Source organism: Flavobacterium frigidimaris (genome assembly GCF_002217275.1).
Taxonomy (GTDB): domain Bacteria; phylum Bacteroidota; class Bacteroidia; order Flavobacteriales; family Flavobacteriaceae; genus Flavobacterium; species Flavobacterium aquidurense.
This window is the reverse complement of sequence record NZ_MUGV01000019.1, coordinates 88,373-105,512: the sequence shown is the minus strand read 5'-3', so window position 1 is coordinate 105,512 and position 17,140 is coordinate 88,373. Positions and strand designations below refer to the sequence as shown.

The 17,140-nt window shown below is 33.1% G+C and carries 13 protein-coding genes; 6 read left to right on the top strand and 7 right to left on the bottom strand.

Going from position 1 to position 17,140, the window contains the following annotated elements; all coding sequences use genetic code 11:
* Window positions 1-54: 54 nt before the first annotated feature.
* The 5 genes from B0A65_RS11940 to B0A65_RS11920 form a co-directional block, all read right to left on the bottom strand.
* Window positions 55-978, bottom strand: a complete 924-nt coding sequence (locus tag B0A65_RS11940) for an AraC family transcriptional regulator (RefSeq protein WP_074661147.1) — start codon at window positions 976-978, stop codon at window positions 55-57.
* 73 nt (window positions 979-1,051) lie between these two features.
* Window positions 1,052-1,915 carry a bestrophin family protein gene (locus B0A65_RS11935; protein ID WP_074661148.1) on the bottom strand — a complete coding sequence of 288 codons (864 nt, stop codon included), beginning with the start codon at window positions 1,913-1,915 and terminating at the stop codon, window positions 1,052-1,054.
* A 26-nt stretch (window positions 1,916-1,941) separates the two neighbouring features.
* Window positions 1,942-3,252 carry a TolC family protein gene (locus B0A65_RS11930; protein ID WP_074661712.1) on the bottom strand — a complete coding sequence of 437 codons (1,311 nt, stop codon included), beginning with the start codon at window positions 3,250-3,252 and terminating at the stop codon, window positions 1,942-1,944.
* Window positions 3,253-3,304: 52 nt separating this feature from the next.
* Window positions 3,305-6,400, bottom strand: a complete 3,096-nt coding sequence (locus B0A65_RS11925; protein WP_074661150.1) for an efflux RND transporter permease subunit — start codon at window positions 6,398-6,400, stop codon at window positions 3,305-3,307.
* Between the two features lie 105 nt (window positions 6,401-6,505).
* Window positions 6,506-7,567 (bottom strand): efflux RND transporter periplasmic adaptor subunit, encoded by a 1,062-nt coding sequence (locus B0A65_RS11920; RefSeq protein ID WP_074661152.1) that lies wholly within the window; start codon window positions 7,565-7,567, stop codon window positions 6,506-6,508.
* Between the two features lie 528 nt (window positions 7,568-8,095).
* Here B0A65_RS11920 and B0A65_RS11915 point away from each other — a divergent pair.
* The 3 genes from B0A65_RS11915 to B0A65_RS11905 all read left to right on the top strand — a co-directional run bounded on the left by B0A65_RS11915 (window position 8,096) and on the right by B0A65_RS11905 (window position 10,283).
* A complete protein-coding gene (locus B0A65_RS11915) occupies window positions 8,096-8,692 on the top strand; it encodes a peroxiredoxin family protein (protein WP_074661153.1) in 597 nt (198 codons plus the stop codon).
* Between the two features lie 25 nt (window positions 8,693-8,717).
* Window positions 8,718-9,581, top strand: a complete 864-nt coding sequence (locus B0A65_RS11910) for a hypothetical protein (RefSeq protein WP_074661155.1) — start codon at window positions 8,718-8,720, stop codon at window positions 9,579-9,581.
* A gap of 96 nt (window positions 9,582-9,677) precedes the next feature.
* Window positions 9,678-10,283 carry a PAS domain-containing protein gene (locus tag B0A65_RS11905; protein WP_074661157.1) on the top strand — a complete coding sequence of 202 codons (606 nt, stop codon included), beginning with the start codon at window positions 9,678-9,680 and terminating at the stop codon, window positions 10,281-10,283.
* A 249-nt stretch (window positions 10,284-10,532) separates the two neighbouring features.
* On the opposite strand, the gene recG is transcribed toward B0A65_RS11905, so the two are convergent.
* Window positions 10,533-12,641 (bottom strand): ATP-dependent DNA helicase RecG, encoded by a 2,109-nt coding sequence (gene recG / locus B0A65_RS11900; protein ID WP_074661158.1) that lies wholly within the window; start codon window positions 12,639-12,641, stop codon window positions 10,533-10,535.
* Window positions 12,642-12,906: 265 nt separating this feature from the next.
* Between recG and B0A65_RS11895 the strand changes: the two genes are divergently transcribed.
* On the top strand, window positions 12,907-13,317 hold the full coding sequence (locus tag B0A65_RS11895) for a hypothetical protein (protein ID WP_074661160.1): 411 nt from the start codon (window positions 12,907-12,909) through the stop codon (window positions 13,315-13,317).
* A gap of 76 nt (window positions 13,318-13,393) precedes the next feature.
* Window positions 13,394-13,939 (top strand): DUF1697 domain-containing protein, encoded by a 546-nt coding sequence (locus B0A65_RS11890; protein ID WP_074661162.1) that lies wholly within the window; start codon window positions 13,394-13,396, stop codon window positions 13,937-13,939.
* A 78-nt stretch (window positions 13,940-14,017) separates the two neighbouring features.
* On the opposite strand, the gene B0A65_RS11885 is transcribed toward B0A65_RS11890, so the two are convergent.
* Window positions 14,018-14,764 carry a Dph6-related ATP pyrophosphatase gene (locus B0A65_RS11885; RefSeq protein WP_074661163.1) on the bottom strand — a complete coding sequence of 249 codons (747 nt, stop codon included), beginning with the start codon at window positions 14,762-14,764 and terminating at the stop codon, window positions 14,018-14,020.
* A gap of 94 nt (window positions 14,765-14,858) precedes the next feature.
* Here B0A65_RS11885 and B0A65_RS11880 point away from each other — a divergent pair, with 94 nt between their 5' ends.
* Window positions 14,859-16,919, top strand: coding sequence for a M1 family metallopeptidase (locus B0A65_RS11880; protein ID WP_074661165.1), 2,061 nt, complete (start codon window positions 14,859-14,861; stop codon window positions 16,917-16,919).
* The last annotated feature ends 221 nt before the right edge of the window (window positions 16,920-17,140 follow it).

Sequence of the window (17,140 nt, the reverse complement as noted above, 5' to 3'; positions counted from 1 at the left end):
ACAGCTAAATACAAGTTTTTTTAAAAAAACTCAGAACCTTAGCATCTCAGAACCTCAGTTAACATACAACAACTGATACTGCTTCGGCGTAATTCCTTCGTGTTTTTTAAATAATCTAATGAAGTAGCTGGCATCTTCAAAACCAGATAAATAACAAACTTCGTTAATCTGAATTCCAGGATTTCGAAGTAGTTTTTTGGCATGTTTTACTTTCTCATTTAAAATATATTCAATCGGACTCATGCCTAGTTCTCGCTTGAAAAACCGATAAAAAGAGGTCGTACTCATACAAGCCTTATCACTCAGAATTTTTAGGTTGATGTTTTCTTTTAGATTGAGTTTGATGAATTCGGTTACTTCAAAAATAGGATTGTTGGGATGGATTGCCAAACCTTCATCAATTGATTTGATAGTTTGTGTCTGGATAATTCTGATCAATAATTCCTGTAAAGTCAAGTCGGCCAGAGCATCTTTGGTAATTGAAGTGCTCATGCATTCTTTGATAAGTTTATTGATTGTAGTGGCAAGGTCAATATTATTGTAGAAAAAATAATTTTGATAATTCAATTGCCAGAATACATCGTTTCCTTCTTTGGGATAACGTTCATTCAGAAAATTTAAAGTTTCATTTATTTTAGAGTTGTCAATTGCCAGAGCCAGACATTGTGTTGGATTTTCTTTAGACGCTTCCGGAAAATCGATTTTCATTTCAATGTTAGAAGGAATAACAACTGTTTCCCCTGGCAAATAATCAAATCCCGGTTCATCAAAAAGATGCATCACTTTTTTGCCACGTAGCATACTGGTTACTACAAAATCGTTGAATTTAAGCGGAACTAATTTTGAAGATTCGTAAGTTTCAAAAAGATTTAATTCACAATGATTCAGGGTGTAAACACTTCTGTTCTCAACTAATGTTTTTAAAGATTTTTCATTGGATAAATGAGGTGGGTGAATTAAAACACGTTGATTTTGCATTGTGATTAAATTTAGTTAGTGGAACTTTAAATTTAATCAAAATAAGCGCAACAATTTAAGATTTAACGTTTTATTAAATCAGCTCTTCTACATGTTTTTTAATGTTTTCTGAAATTTTCTTAATTGGTAAATCGTTTTCATCATCACCAAAAGGATCTTCGATTTCCTCAGCAATTAATTCTAAACTTGCCAGAACATAAAAGATAAAAACAACTACAGGAACTACATAATAACCCAGACTTAAAGAATAACCAAAAGGCAAAGTCATCGTGTAAAAGAAAATGAATTTTTTGATAAAAGCACTGTAAGAGTAGGGAATAGGGGTGTTTTTAATTCGCTCACAGGCACCACAAATATCAGTAAAAGCAACCAGTTCGTTATTTAGAATAATAAGCTGGTCGCCTGTTATCTTTTTAGATTCGTATAAATCATTAATTTTATGATACATCATTCGTTTTATCTGATTTGGTTTGTGCTTATGATGATCTAATTCTAAATCTACATCATCAAAAAGTTGTTTGGCCGTGTCAGAATTATTTAAATGTTTGTACAAAATAGAAGCATAACCGGGAATAAACTTCCTGAAAAATTTACGATCGTTTTCATCTTTTAAAATAGCGGAAAGTTTAATTGCAAAATTGCGGCTGTTGTTGACTAAGCCACCCCAAAGTTTTCGTGCTTCCCACCAACGATCATACGCTGTATTGGTTCTGAAGACCAATAAAAGTGAAATTACAAAACCTAATATTCCGTGCATTAACGGAATATTTTTGATATAATGATTGTTGTCAATTCCCAAATAACCGACTTCTAAATAACCAACAATTCCGGAATAAATTCCAATTGCAATCATTAAAGGGAATAATTGTCGAACTGTATCTGATTTATGAAAACGAAATATAAAAGTAAGCCAATCTTTGGTATTGTATGAAATCATTTAAGTCTGTTTTGAAACAAATTTACTTAAAAATTCATATTTCCAGCTAATTCTTTTAATGCAATTTCAGATAATTTAGCTACATATTGTGCATTACTGTAACGTACTTTTGCATTTACATAATTAAGCTGCGCCGTTCTGAAATCAAGTGTAGTTATAGTTCCAATTTTGAATTTATCCAACGTGATTTCTAAATTTTGACGGGCAATAGCCTCGTTATCTTCTTCAAGACCAATTAATTCTAAATTGGTTAAATACGTTTGAAAAGCGGTACTTAATTGTGTGTTCAGAATCATATTTTGTTGCTCAATTGCAATTTGAGAATTCACAATTTCCAGTTTTGCTACTTTTTCATTTCGATGTTGGTTAAAACCATCAAATATATTTAGCGTTGCATTAAAACCATAATTCAAACCTTTTGATGAAGCCTGACTGGTAAAGCCTAAACTAGACTGACTTTCGGTAAAGTTATATCCTGATGTTAAGTTTACAACTGGGTATCTGTCTGCTTTTACTTGTTTCAATTGTAACTCGGCTATTCGTTTATTTATGATTTGAGCTTCTAAACCGGGATTTTGTTTTTGTGCCAATTCCATTAAATTAGCCAAAACTAATGTGTTATCAACAGTAACCAAATCACTAACTTTAAAATCGATTTTTGGGTCACGGGCTAAGTATTGATTCAATAATATTTTAGCATTCGCATATGATTCTTTTTGTCTTAATAAGGCAACCTGATCCGAATTTAAATCGACCTGAGCATTTAAAACTTCTAATTTTGATGCTTTTCCAATGCTAAAACGGTTCTGAGCCAGCTTTAAACGTTGTTGCGAAATCACGATTGTAGTATCTAACGCAGACAATTGTTGTTGCTGCTGCACTAAATCGTAGTACGAAGAATTAACCTGAGCAATTTTCAATAAAATGGTTTGTTTTAACTGGGCATCACCCAGTTTTTGAAGCTCTTTTAACTGGTCCAGTCTGGCGAACATTTTCATTCCGTCAAAAACAGTCCATCCTAAACTTACGCCGTAATTTAAATTGTTGTTTTTAGCATTGTTCAAAGAGGTAGATGTACCATCCTGACGCGTTTGAGATGAATTTGTAACACTATTATTGTCTGTAATTGATGCAGTTGCAACAGGCAACATTCCGGCATTTCCGATAGTTACATTCGTTTCACTTATTGTGGAATTATTTTTGGCAATCTTAATTTCAAAATTATTTTCTAAAGCTATTTTCATAGCATCTTCAATAGTCAGAACTTCCTGGGCATTTATATTTGTAATGCAAAAGAAGAAGAATATTAAACTGCGGAACAAAATTTTAGTATTCATATTTGTTTTCTTTTGCCCCGAATTCAATTGACTTAAATTCGGGGCCAATAAATTATTTACTTTCTTTTTCGTATTCGTCAATGTGATCAAATTCCGGATAATGTTTTCTGGCTTTAGACCACATTAAATAAATAGCCGGAATTACAAAAAGTGTTAGTGCCAAAGAGAAGATAGTTCCTCCAACAATTACAACTCCCATCCCGATTCTACTGGTAGATGCAGCTCCAAGTGACATTGCAATTGGTAATGCACCTAAAGCAATCGCCAAACTGGTCATTAAAATTGGACGTAAACGTGCCTCAGAAGCTTCTAAAATGGCTTCTAATTTTGGTTTTCCCTGTTCTCGTAACTGATTCGCAAATTCTACGATCAAAATACCGTTTTTAGTTACCAGCCCGATCAGCATTACCGTTCCGATCTGACTAAAAATATTCCATGTTTGATTGAATAACCATAAGGAGAATAAGGCTCCGGCTACTGCCATTGGTACAGTTAAAATAATAATAAACGGATCAATGAAACTTTCAAATTGTGCCGCAAGAATCAAAAAGATTAATAATAATGCCAATCCGAAAGCGAAAGAAGTATTCGAACTACTTTCAACAAAATCTCTCGATTCTCCACTTAAGTCGGTGGTAAAACTTTCATCTAAAACTTTAGCCTTGATGCGGTCCATTTCCTCAATACCATCACTAATACTTTTCCCCGGTGCTAAACCTGCAGAAACAGTTGCCGACATATAGCGGTTATTGTGATACAATTGTGGCGGATTACTTTGTTCTTCTATTTTAACAACATTATCCATCTGAATTAACTCTCCACTTTTGTTTTTTACAAACATCGAAGTCAAATCCAAAGGTTTAGAACGGTCTTTTTGATCAAACTGACCAATTACCTGATATTGTTTTCCGTTTTTAATGAAATAGCCAAAACGTTGACCACTTAATGAAAGTTGCAGGGTTTGAGCAATATCAATGATAGATATTCCTAAGCTTTCCGCTTTTTCACGATCAATACTTACGTTGATTTCCGGTTTGTTAAATTTCAGGTTAACGTCTGTTGTTGAGAAAACATCACTTTTACCCACTTCATCCATAAAAACAGGAATTTTCTCTCTCAATTTCTCAAAATTGGGGGCCTGAATAATATATTGAATTGGCAAACCTCCACGTCTGTTCACGGAAATTGTTGGCTGTTGAAGCACAGATGTTTTGGCGCTTGGATATTTTTTAGTCCATTTTGTTAATTGGTCAGCAATATCTTTTTGTGACTTCTTTCTTTCATCGGGAGCTTTCAATGAAAGCCTAATGAAACCGGAATTTGTTGCAGAACCTCCTGAACCTCCCGCAGTAATTACCAAACTTACTTTTTTCTCCGGAATGGAGTCATCAACCAGTTTTGACATTTCCTGCATAAAACGGTTCGTATATTCATAAGAAGAACCCTCCGGAGTTGTCATACGCATCGTTACAGAACTACGGTCATCGTATGGAGCTGTTTCTTTTGGAAGTATTGTAAAAAACAAATAGATCAATCCAAAACAAGCAATTAGAATAGGAAAACTGATCCATTTTTTATCCATAAAACGTTGTAATGCATCAGCATAACCACTATTTAATTTTTCAAAAAAGGGTTCTGTTTTAATGTAGAATTTAGATTTTTTCTGTTCGCCGCCTTTCATCAAATAAGCATTCAACATTGGCGTTAAAGTCAAAGATACAAAGGCAGAGATCAGTACCGCCGCACCAATTACGACTCCAAACTCACGAAAGAGTCGGCCTACGAAACCTTCTAAGAAAATAACAGGTAAAAACACTGCTGCCAAAGTCACAGAAATTGAGATTACAGCATAGAAAATTTCGTTAGAACCTTTAATAGCGGCTTCAATTGGTGACATTCCTTCTTCTACTTTTTTGAAGATATTTTCAGTAACCACAATTCCATCATCAACCACCAAACCGGTTGCCAGAACGATAGCTAAAAGAGTTAATACGTTTATCGAGAATCCAAAAAGCCACATGATAAAGAACGTAGCAATTAAAGATACCGGAATATCAATTAAAGGTCTAAAAGCAATTGCCCAGTCTCTGAAGAATAAATAGATAATGATAATTACCAGAATGATCGAAATTCCAAGAGTTTCGGCTACTTCCAATACTGATTTTTTTACAAACAGCGTATTATCCAGTGCAATATTAAGTTTGATATCTTTAGGTAAATCCTTTTTTAAAGCGTCGTATTTTTTATAAAATTCATTTGAAATATCTAAGTAATTGGCTCCCGGCATTGGTACAATGGCAAGACCAATCATTGGAAGTCCAGATGATGTTAAAGAAGTTTCTATATTTTCAGGTCCTAGTTCGGCACCACCAACATCACTTAAACGAACGATTTTATCTCCATCTGTTCGAATGATAATATTATTAAACTCTTCTGGTTTAGAAAGATTTCCGATTGTTTTTACAGTCAATTCGGTATTGTTTCCGGTTAACTTTCCGGATGGCAATTCTACGTTTTGTGCGTTTAAGGCATTTCGAACATCAGAAACAGTACATTTATAGGCATTTAGTTTTACCGGGTCAATCCACAAACGCATCGCATAACGTTTCTGTCCCCAGATCTGAACACCGCTCACTCCTGGAATAGTTTCTAAACGTTGCGAAATAACATTTTCGGCATAATCACTTAATTCTAAAGAACTTCGACTGTCACTCTGAACCGTCATCGAAATAATAGATTCACTATCTGCATCTGCCTTAGAAACTACCGGCGGCGCATCAATATCTTGTGGTAAACTTCTAACGGCTTGTGAAACTTTGTCACGAACATCGTTTGCAGCTTCTTCTAAGTTTTTATCTAAATTAAATTCTATTGTAATACTGCTGCTACCCTGATTACTTGACGATGTGATATTTCGAATTCCGTCAATGGCATTTACTGCTTTTTCTAAGGGTTCTGTAATTTGTGATTCAATAATATCTGAATTGGCTCCGGTATAGTTTGTTCTGATAGAAACTTGTGCAGGATCAATTGATGGGAATTCCCGAACACCCAAAAAAGTATAACCAATGAAACCGAATAAAATAATTAAAAGATTCAGTACAATAGTTAAAACGGGTCTTCTTATACTTGTAGTTGATAAACTCATGTTAGATTTTAGATTTAGAGTTTTGATTTTAGATTTTATAATAAAGAAAATAGAACATAGAGAATGAATTTGAAAAACTCATAACTCAAAATTCATAACTCAAAACTATTTTTTAACTTGAACTTTTATAGGTGCTTCATTTTTCAATGACATAACTCCACTTGTGATTAATGTATCACCAGCTTTTAATCCTGAAAGAATTAAAATTGAAGCGTCAGTTCTTGTTGTTGCATCCACCATAACTTCCTTGGCTTTTCCCATATTGGCAATATAGACTTTTTTACCATCTTGTACCGGTACAATTGATTCTGAAGGAACAACAATTGCATCCTTAATAATACTTAAAGGTAATTTTACGTCGGCAAAAGTTCCCGGGAAAAGTTTTCCATCGATATTATCAGCAATAGCACGAATTTTTAATGTACGGGTTGCTACTTCTACTTCTGGTTCAATTGCATATATTTTTGCTGAATAAACTTTGTCAGATCCTGAAACTGAAAAATCAATAGTTGAACCTGATCGCACTTGAGAAGCATATTTTTCAGGAATAGAGAAAGTTATTTTTAATTTTCCTGTGTTGACCAATTTTGCAACTAAAACAGTAGGCGTTATATACGTTCCCGGTGAAATCGAACGTAAACCAATTTTTCCTGAGAAAGGTGCTTTGACAGAAGTCTTGGCAATTTGGGCTTTGATTAATTGAGTTTGTGCTTTCATAGAAGCATAATCTGCATTGGCAACATCAAATTCTTCCTGACTGATAGCTTCCTTTTGTAGTAATAATTTAGCTCTTCTTTCGTTTTCAGCAGCTAATCCTTCTTTAGTCTGAGCTTGCCTTAGTTGTGCTCTTAATTCAATATCATTTACCTTAAAAAGTACCTGGCCTTTATTCACATTGGTGCCTTCAGTAAAATAAATACCTTCGACAATTCCGGAAACTTCACTATGAATTTCTATTTGCTCATTGGCCTCAATAGATCCGGATAATGAAAGGTTATTATCAAATGTAGAAGTTTTAACTACAAGTCCTGTTACAGTTGTTGGACGGTCTTTATCGCCAGATTTTTTAGATTCGTCGTTTTTACTTTTGTTAGAAACAACTCTATAGGCGATAAACCCTCCGAGTACTATAATTAACAGGGCATAAATTAGATTTTTTACTTTCATAAAATTGAGGTAAATGTTTTTTTGGGATTGTTTTTAGTAGCTTACAAATTTAACTTTTTGAACCGAAATCGAAAGAGGTTGGCGTTTATTTAACATTTGTATGTACAAGTTTTTAAATTAGATTACGTATTAGACTATTTCTCTTTACAAAGGTTTAATGTTGGAGCAAAAAAAAAAATGCAGATGGAATTACAAAAAAATTAAATGTCTAAAAATGAGATAAACAAGATTTTTTTGTTCAGTTATAACTTATAAAATACGTAAAAATACCTGCTTTAAAAATAAGAAAAATAACACATTGTGCCTTTTTTACGTATTTTAACTGATTTATTTTGCTCTTTATCGATTTTATTTGTAACATTGGTAGTGTTAAACAATTATTTAATTTTTTTGTGAGAATATTAATGTTTTTACCATTTAATCGTTAATATATGTAGGTTTTTTATTTGTATTAAGTTAAATTTTGTGCTTTTTAGGAATCAATAAATTAACAACTGTTTATATTTTTAAATTAAAAGTCATCTGTTTATGAGGAAAAAATTACTTCTTGGTTTATGGTTTTCACTTTTACTTTTTGCAATTTCTTATTTGTTTTGGCAAAATGAATATAAATACAGTTTGCCTACACCGGTTCCTCAAAATTATCACGCTATAGCCCTAGGAAGTAAAGTGGATTTAAAATGTTGCATAACAGATCAAAGGCCTGTTTTTATACATTTTTTTAATCCTGATTGTCCATGTTCTCGTTTTAATGTTCCTCATGTTAGCGGGCTGATTAAAAAATATGGAGACCGTATAAATTTCAAAATTGTAGTTTTAAATAAAGAGAAGACGTTTACAATTGAAGAAATTCAGAAAAAATTTGACGCAAAAATTCCTGTCTATTTTGATGAACAAATAGCAAAAAATTGTGGTGTTTTCTCAACACCTCAGGCGGTTCTGGTCGATGCTTATCAGAACTTGTACTATCGCGGAAATTATAATAAAACCAGGTACTGTACCAATGCTGACAGTAATTATGCCCAACAGGCAATAGATTCTTTATTAAGTCATACAAATACCCCATCATTTGATGCGTTAGCTCTCCAGGCTTATGGATGTTCGTTACCAAAATGCACTAAATAAATCTAACCTTAACATTACCTAAATTATGAAAGCAAAAGCTAGTTTGAACGAACAGGATTACCTGCACAATTTTATGTCTACTATGACACAAAAATCGGATACGATTATTAATTATGTTCTCGCCATTTATTTTCTCCTGGGGATTGCTTTAGCTTTTAAATACGATACTTGGGAGATTGGAGCAGGAGTAGGAACATTAAATTTATTAGCCTATTATTCAGCAAAATTTCTTCTTAAAAATTCCAAATTTTACCAGTACGTTCTTTCTGTTGTGCTCGCTATTTTTATGGCTCAGTACATTTATCAGATGCATGGTTTATTCGAAATGCATTTTACTGTTTTCATTGCCAGTACAATCCTGATTATTTATCAAAACTGGAAATTGCAAATCCCGCTTACACTTTTGGTTGTAGGACATCACGTTGCTTTGGCATACATGCAAAATGTTGTTTACACTGATCCAAAAGGAATACAATTGTATTTTTCGCAAGTTAATTTTGATACCGAAACCCTTGTTATACACATTGTACTTGCTGCTGTTGTTTTCTTTATGAACGGCTATTGGGCTTACTACTTTAAAACACATAGTCAAAACCATATTTCTAAAATATCTGATGAATATGAGTTAGAAAACATGAAATTGGCATCAGCAAAGTATACTTCTTTAACGGCCACAAAAGAATATAATGATTTTGTTCACAAAACAACTCTAGATCTAAAATTGCCTGTTAGTTCAGTATTAAAACTTATTGATGTTTCAAAAGGGCATACAGATAATGATCAGCTTTTGAGTTATTTGGATATGATGCGCGATAGTGCTAAAAAAATTGACGATATGGTTAATGATATTCATGTAAAGTCGATAAATAGCAGACCACCGGGGCACTAAAAGCTTTTATTTTATTCGTAATTAATAATTAATACTTTATGGAATTAAATACTACACTCAGAATGTAATTACAAATTAATTTAAAATACAAGATTTATGGATACCAGAATTACCCGCCCGAATCCATCAGACAGAGAAGTTGATTGGAATAAAAATAAAGTATTACTTAGCAAAACGGATACAAAAGGAACTATTTTGTATGCCAATGAAGATTTTATTGACGTATCTGGTTATGATGAATTTGAACTTATTGGACAACCTCACAATATAATTCGGCATCCAGACATGCCAAAAGTGATTTTTAAATTCTTATGGGACAGTATTAAAGCAAGTAATAATATTCATGCCATCATCAAGAATATGTCTAAAACGGGCAGATATTATTGGGTAATTACCGATTTTAAAATTATAGCCGATTCTGATGGACAAATCGTTGGTTACTTTGGAACAAGAAAATCTGTTCCGGAGGATATTATTATAAAATTTATCGAACCTCTGTATAAGAAACTTTTGCATATCGAAGAGGCCAGTGGAATGTTAGCATCTGAGGAATATCTGATTGGGTTTTTAGAAGAACGTAAAAAAACATATATGGAATATATTGATCATCTTGTCGCAACAGGAAAAGATGATAAAAATAAAATAAGCAAAGGTCTTTTTAATGGTCTTTTTGAAAAGAAAGAAGTGCCTAAAAAGAAATAATCAAAATTAAAATATACTTCATTGTATCGAATAAAATATTCAAATCAACGAATTTGCACCCCAACAAATCTAAATCACCCTACCAAGGACAATTGAATATTTTTATCTTAATTCATCATGATTAAGACTGATACAATGAGGTTTTTTTTTTAAAGTTGCTAAGGTTCTAAGATTAATAACTAAGTATCTCAGTATCTTAGAACCTTAGTATCTAAGAACCTTAAATTTTAGTAGTAGTATCTCAGCACCTTAAGAAATATAATTCCAGATATTTTTCTTCTTAGTCAATTCGATAAAAACAGCTTTTAGGACAGCATGTTCAGGTTTTTGAAGAGGACCATCTTCTTTTAAAATTTTCATCGCATAGTTTCGGGCTAAACTCAAAATATCACGGTCTCTGACTATATCTGCAATCTGAAGATTTAAGACACCACTTTGTTGTGTTCCCATTAAATCGCCAGGTCCCCGTAATTTCAAATCAACTTCGGCAATTTCAAAACCATCATTGGTTTGAACCATAGTTTCCATTCTGGTTTTACTGTCAGCACTTAATTTGTAGCTTGTCATTAAAATACAATAACTCTGTTCGGCACCGCGACCAACGCGACCACGTAGCTGATGCAATTGTGACAACCCAAAGCGTTCGGCACTTTCAATGATCATAACACTTGCATTTGGTACATTAACACCAACTTCAATTACAGTTGTTGCCACCATTATATTTGTTTTTCCTTCTGAAAAGCGTTTCATTTCAGCATCCTTATCTGCTGGTTTCATTTTTCCGTGCAAAATCGAAATCGAATATTGAGGCAACGGAAAATCACGAGAAATACTTTCGTAACCGTCCATTAAATCTTTATAATCCATTTTTTCGGATTCCTGAATCAACGGATAAACAATGTAAATTTGTCTTCCTAAAGCAATCTCGTCACGAAGGAATTTCCAGACTTTCAATCGGTTGCTATCAAAACGATGAACCGTTTGTATAGGTTTTCTTCCCGGAGGTAACTCATCAATCACAGAGATATCCAAATCACCATATAAACTCATTGCCAAAGTTCTTGGAATTGGAGTAGCAGTCATCACTAAAACGTGTGGCGGAATACTATTTTTCTTCCACAATTTCGACCGTTGTTCTACACCAAAACGATGTTGCTCATCAATTACGGCCAAACCTAGATTTTGGAATTGTACTTTATCTTCCAGTAAAGCATGCGTCCCAATTAAAATATGTAAACTGCCATTTTCAAGTTCTTCGTGAATGATTTTGCGAGCTGCAGTTTTGCTTGAACCGGTAAGTATTTTGATGTTAAGATCTAAAGTTTTAGCCAATTCTGATAAACCAACAAAATGCTGATTCGCCAGAATTTCAGTCGGAGCCATTAAACAAGCCTGAAAACCATTATCAATAGCCAAAAGCATACTCATAAAAGCCACAATTGTTTTTCCAGAACCAACGTCTCCTTGTAACAAACGATTCATTTGGGCATTACTTCCCATATCTGAACGAATTTCTTTGATCACTCTTTTTTGAGCATTTGTTAATTCAAACGGCAAATGATTCTGATAAAATTCATTAAAAAGCTCACCTACTTTGGTAAAGGGATGCCCTTTTATTTTGTGCTTCCGAATCAGGTTTTTAGTAATTAACTGAAGCTGAATAAAAAATAGTTCTTCAAATTTTAAGCGGAATTGCGCTTTTGCCAAAGCATCAGTACTTTTTGGGAAATGGATGTTGAACAAAGCCGCTCTTTTCGGAATTAACTTTAATTCTTCGATTAGATAAGGCGGAAAAGTTTCCGTAAATAAAGCCTGTGTTTCTATAAAAAGCTGCTCCATCAACTTATTAATCGTTCGGTTTGAAATTCCGCGATTGGCTAATGTTTCTGTCGAGGGATAAACGGGCTGCATGGCAGAACGAAGGCTTCTTTCGTGCTCGCTCCACAATTCAATTTCAGGATGCGCCATACTAAACTGACTTCCGTACAAGGAACATTTTCCGAAAATAACGCAAACTTCATTGAGTTTTAAACTTTCTCTAATCCATTTATGTCCCTGAAACCAATTCAAATCGATTTGCCCTGTGTCATCCACGAAAGTGGCAACCAAACGTTTTTTATTTTTAGCAAATTCAACCGTTTTTATATTGATGATTTTACCAATAATCTGAACTTCGGCTCCTGTATTCTGAAGTTCATTTATCTTATAATAACGCGTTCTGTCAATATATCTATTCGGGAAAAAATTAACCAAATCTCCATATTTATGAATACCCAATTCCTTACGAAGCAACTGGCCACGACTCGGACCAACACCTTTTAAGTATTCTATTGGGGTTTCAAGGAGATTATTAGACATTAATTATTGTAGAGTTTAGATTGTTGATTTTATAAAATAGAGTATACAAAAAAGGAGAATAGAGAACAGATTTTTGTCTATATTCTTTATTCTATACTCTTTTATCTCTGAAACAGCGAAGATAGATTTTAATTGGGAAATTTGAAAATGTATTGTTATTTTCCAATTTCGAATATTAACTTAACGTTAAGTTACTCAAATGGAACGCAACCATTATAAGAAAGTAAAATCTTAATACTAGTTAACCTTAAAAACCTTAAAAAAGATGAAAAAAATTGGACTTTTAATTATAGTATTTATTTCGCTGGTTTCTTGCTCAAATGATAGCAACTCAGAAGAAGATGCGAGATATACGGGAACTGATTATTATGGAAAGTGGACAAATATTTATACAAAAGAAGACTTCACTGACCAATATGTTTTCAATAAAGACAATACTTTTACGAGAGCAAAAAAAGTTAATGGAGTAACTACGAATTTGTCTGGAACTTTTGAAATTTTTACACGTGATGAAAGACCTAATTTTCAATTGACTTATTCAGGGCCTTCTAATTTAATATACAGTTGTTATAGTGGATTTGGAGGCAACAGCGAGCTTTTGTATATTTACAATGGTTATTTAGAAAATTCAGCCGAAATGTGCGATTATAAATTAACGTATAAAAAAGACAAATAAAAGACTTAAGTTTGTTCCTATATTTAAAAGTATTCAATTATAATTGAATACTTTTTTCTTTTTAAAACACTTACAAATGACAACTCACTTAGCACTTTTACGAGGCATTAATGTTTCTGGCCACAATATGATGAAAATGGAAGCTTTAAAGTTAATGTTGGAGAATATTGGTTTTACAAATGTGCGAACCTATCTGCAATCTGGAAATGTTTTTGTTGATATCGATGAAGAAAGTACATCGAAAGTAGGTTTTACGATCAAGCAAGAAATTTTTAAGATTTTTGGACATGAAGTTCCAACAATCGTCATTACTCAGGAAGATTTGGAATTGTGTTTTAAAAACAGTCCTTATCTTAAAGAAAAAGATATTGACACAAAAAAACTATACGTAGCTTTTGTTTCAGCTGAATTAAAAAAGGAAAACATAAATGATTTAAAAATCAGCCAGTTTAAACCTGATGAAGCAACTATCGACGGCAACAGAATTTTTATAAAATATGCTGTTGGAGCAGGAAAAACAAGATTTGATCAAAAGTACATTGAGAAAAAGCTAAATGTAGTTGCTACAATTCGAAACTGGAATACGGTTACGAATTTGCTTAAAATGTATGTTGAAAATTAGAAAATGCGTCAATTAGAAGATGTGATAATTATAGCGATTCCTAAATTATCAAATTGAGACATTTTCTAATTGTCTAATTTAATTTTTAGGAATCAAATCGCAATACCAAAATCCATAATCAAAAGCATCGCTGGCACTTGTATCGCAAGCCGTATCGGATGAATCTTCATTTTTAGGTTTTTCATATTTTCTATAGACGATTTCTCCAATTTCAAAATTGATTGGTTGAGAGAAAATCGGACCATCAAAAGCAAAGGTGTGAAATTCGCCGTTTTCGCCGCAAACATCTACATTATCAGGCAAATCATTAATAAAATCCTGATCGATTATTCTTCCCACAAAACTTTTATCTAGATAGCGTTCGTTTACACAAACTACGATCGTTTTAAATCCTAATGAAATAAATTCCTGAATCAGTTCTTTTGTTGGAATTTTCCAGATCGGAAAAACACCCTCAAAACCAATTTTTGCCAATTGGTCTTCGCGATAGTTACGTAAATCTTCCAGAAAAATATCTCCAAAAACAGAATGTAATATGCCCTGGTTTTTTAATTCTGTGAGAGCTTTAGTCATAACATTTTCATAGACTTCCATAGTAGGCATTTCAGGAACTTGCAAAATTTCCAGTGGTAAACCAATACTTTTTGCCTGTGCTTCAAGTAATTCAACACGAACACCATGCATCGAAATGCGTTGAAATTGTTGGTTAACGCTTGTCAATAAACATTCAATTTTATATTCGGGATTTTGTAGAATTTTATATAAAGTAAGAGCAGAATCTTTTCCGCTGCTCCAGTTGAATAAGGCTTTTTTTGGTGCTGGCACGTTGTTGTTATTTTATCTGGTAAACTTACAAATTTCATTCGATTTGTTGATGAAACCTTTGTAACTTTGGAATTTCGCCTACAAATTTATTTCAATGAAATACATCCTTCTATTATTTACCACATTCCTTTTTGCACAGCAAACTCAGTTTGTAGATTTCAAAACCGTTTCGGGACAATTGTCTTTAAATCCAAAAGAAAAATTGGTTTCCGGTTTTGTTGATTATCAATTTGAGGTTTTGAAACCGCTTGATACCATTAAAATCGATGCTAAAAACATGGAATTTACAAAGGTTCAAATTGATAATAAGGATGTTCAATTTGTAAATACAGGCAAACAATTACAAATTGTCAATAATTTTCAAAAAGGAAAAAACCATTTAACTTTTGAGTATTCCGTTAAACCAAAACAGGCACTTTATTTTGTTGCTATTGAGAATTCAGAAGTGCAAATCTGGACGCAAGGGCAGGGAAGATATACAAGTAATTGGTTTCCGAGTTTTGATGATGTAAATGAAAAAGTAATTTTCAATTTAGGAATCAACTTTGAGACAGGATATCAGGTAGTTTCAAATGGAATTTTAAAAGATAAAACGTCAAACGGAAATTCAAATCATTGGCAATACGAAATGGAGAAACCAATGAGTTCTTATTTATTAATGCTTGCCATTGGGAAATATGATAAAAAAGAACTGACAGCAAAATCTAAAATTCCGTTAGAATATTATTTAGAGAATAAAGACATAAGTCGTTTTGAGCCAACCTATCGCTATTCGAAGCGTATTTTTGATTTTTTAGAGAATGAAATCGGAGTAAAATATCCGTGGGAAATTTACAGAGAAATTCCGGTTCGTGATTTTCTTTATGCCGGAATGGAAAATACAACTTCTACACTTTTCGCGACACGATATGTGGTAGATTCTATTGGTTTTGAAGACCGAAACTATACCAATGTTGATGCGCATGAATTGGCCCATCATTGGTTTGGAGATTTAATTACCGCCGAAAGCAGCAAACATCATTGGCTTCAGGAAGGTTTTGCTACTTATTATGCTGCTCTTGCCGAAAGGGAAATTTACGGAGATGACTATTTTTATTCGAAATTATACGATACGGCACAGCAGATTAAATTTGCTTCCAGAACAGATACGATTCCGGTTTTAAATGCCAAAGCCAGTTCGCTTACTTTTTATGAAAAAGGGGCGTGGGCGTTGTTTGTCCTGCATGAATCGATTGGAGACAAAGCTTTCAAAAAAGCAATAAAAAGTTATTTAAAAAAGTACGCGTATCAAACCGTAAATACGCAGAACTTCATTGAAGAAATTAAAAAAGTTTCCAATTTTGATTTAGATAAATTTCAGAAAACCTGGTTAGAATCGACTGTTTTTGATACACCAACAGCCAATGCTTTACTGAGTAAAAACAAAGCAATTCAGGTTCGATTAGAAGTTGATAAATTAAAGAAAACACCTTTAGCGGAAAAAGAGGCTTTCTTTAAGAAGACATTAGAGTCAGATGTTTATTATTCTGTAAAGCAAGCGATTGTTGATCAATTGGAAAATGAAAAATTTGAAGCCAAAAAAACACTATTGTTAACCGCTTTAAAAACCTATACCATTCAGGTTCGTCAGGATGTTGCGACAACTTTGAGTAAGATTCCGGAAGATTTTAGAACTGATTATGAAACTTTACTTGATGATAAATCGTACCAAACTCAGGAGATTGCATTGTATTGGCTTTGGAAAAATTTCCCGGAGCATCGTTCAGTATATCTTGAAAAATCCAAAAACTGGATTGGATTTAATGATTATAATTTACGTACCATGTGGCTTTCATTGGCATTATCCACTCCAAATTATGCAGAGAGTCCAGATACTTTAGTTGCTGAATTAATCTCTTTTTCTTCTACAAAATATGAGGCGACAACAAGACAAAATGCACTCGAAAAACTTATAGCTTTCAAAATTATTAACGATCAGGTTTTGAGTAATTTAGTTGGCGCAACAACGCATCATATGTGGCAATTTTCAAAATTTGGAAGAGATACAATTCGGTTTTTATTAAAAAATTCAGATATGCGTGCTTCCTTTGAAAGAATTTTGCCTAATTTGACCCCCGATGAACAGTTTCAATTGAGTCGTTTGCTGAAGGAATAGAGAATAGAAGCAAGAGGCAAGAGGAAAGATTGGAGCGAATAGAGAATAGAATATAGAATATAGAGAATAGAAGCAAGAGACAAGAGGAAAGATTGGAGCGAATAGAATATAGAATATAGAGAATAGAAGCAAGAGGAAAGATTGAAGAGAATAGAATATAGAATACAGAGAATAGAAGCAAGAGGCAAGATTTAATAAAGATAGGAAAGTCTTTGCTCTTT

Coding starts and splice junctions, on each gene's coding strand:
- B0A65_RS11895 (WP_074661160.1), top strand. CDS start 12,907: ATGAAAAAAATTGGACTTTTAATTATAGTATTTATTTCGCTGGTTTCT.
- B0A65_RS11915 (WP_074661153.1), top strand. CDS start 8,096: ATGAGGAAAAAATTACTTCTTGGTTTATGGTTTTCACTTTTACTTTTT.
- B0A65_RS11890 (WP_074661162.1), top strand. CDS start 13,394: ATGACAACTCACTTAGCACTTTTACGAGGCATTAATGTTTCTGGCCAC.
- B0A65_RS11905 (WP_074661157.1), top strand. CDS start 9,678: ATGGATACCAGAATTACCCGCCCGAATCCATCAGACAGAGAAGTTGAT.
- B0A65_RS11880 (WP_074661165.1), top strand. CDS start 14,859: ATGAAATACATCCTTCTATTATTTACCACATTCCTTTTTGCACAGCAA.
- B0A65_RS11910 (WP_074661155.1), top strand. CDS start 8,718: ATGAAAGCAAAAGCTAGTTTGAACGAACAGGATTACCTGCACAATTTT.
- B0A65_RS11925 (WP_074661150.1), bottom strand. CDS start 6,400: ATGAGTTTATCAACTACAAGTATAAGAAGACCCGTTTTAACTATTGTA.
- B0A65_RS11930 (WP_074661712.1), bottom strand. CDS start 3,252: ATGAATACTAAAATTTTGTTCCGCAGTTTAATATTCTTCTTCTTTTGC.
- B0A65_RS11920 (WP_074661152.1), bottom strand. CDS start 7,567: ATGAAAGTAAAAAATCTAATTTATGCCCTGTTAATTATAGTACTCGGA.
- B0A65_RS11940 (WP_074661147.1), bottom strand. CDS start 978: ATGCAAAATCAACGTGTTTTAATTCACCCACCTCATTTATCCAATGAA.
- recG (WP_074661158.1), bottom strand. CDS start 12,641: ATGTCTAATAATCTCCTTGAAACCCCAATAGAATACTTAAAAGGTGTT.
- B0A65_RS11935 (WP_074661148.1), bottom strand. CDS start 1,915: ATGATTTCATACAATACCAAAGATTGGCTTACTTTTATATTTCGTTTT.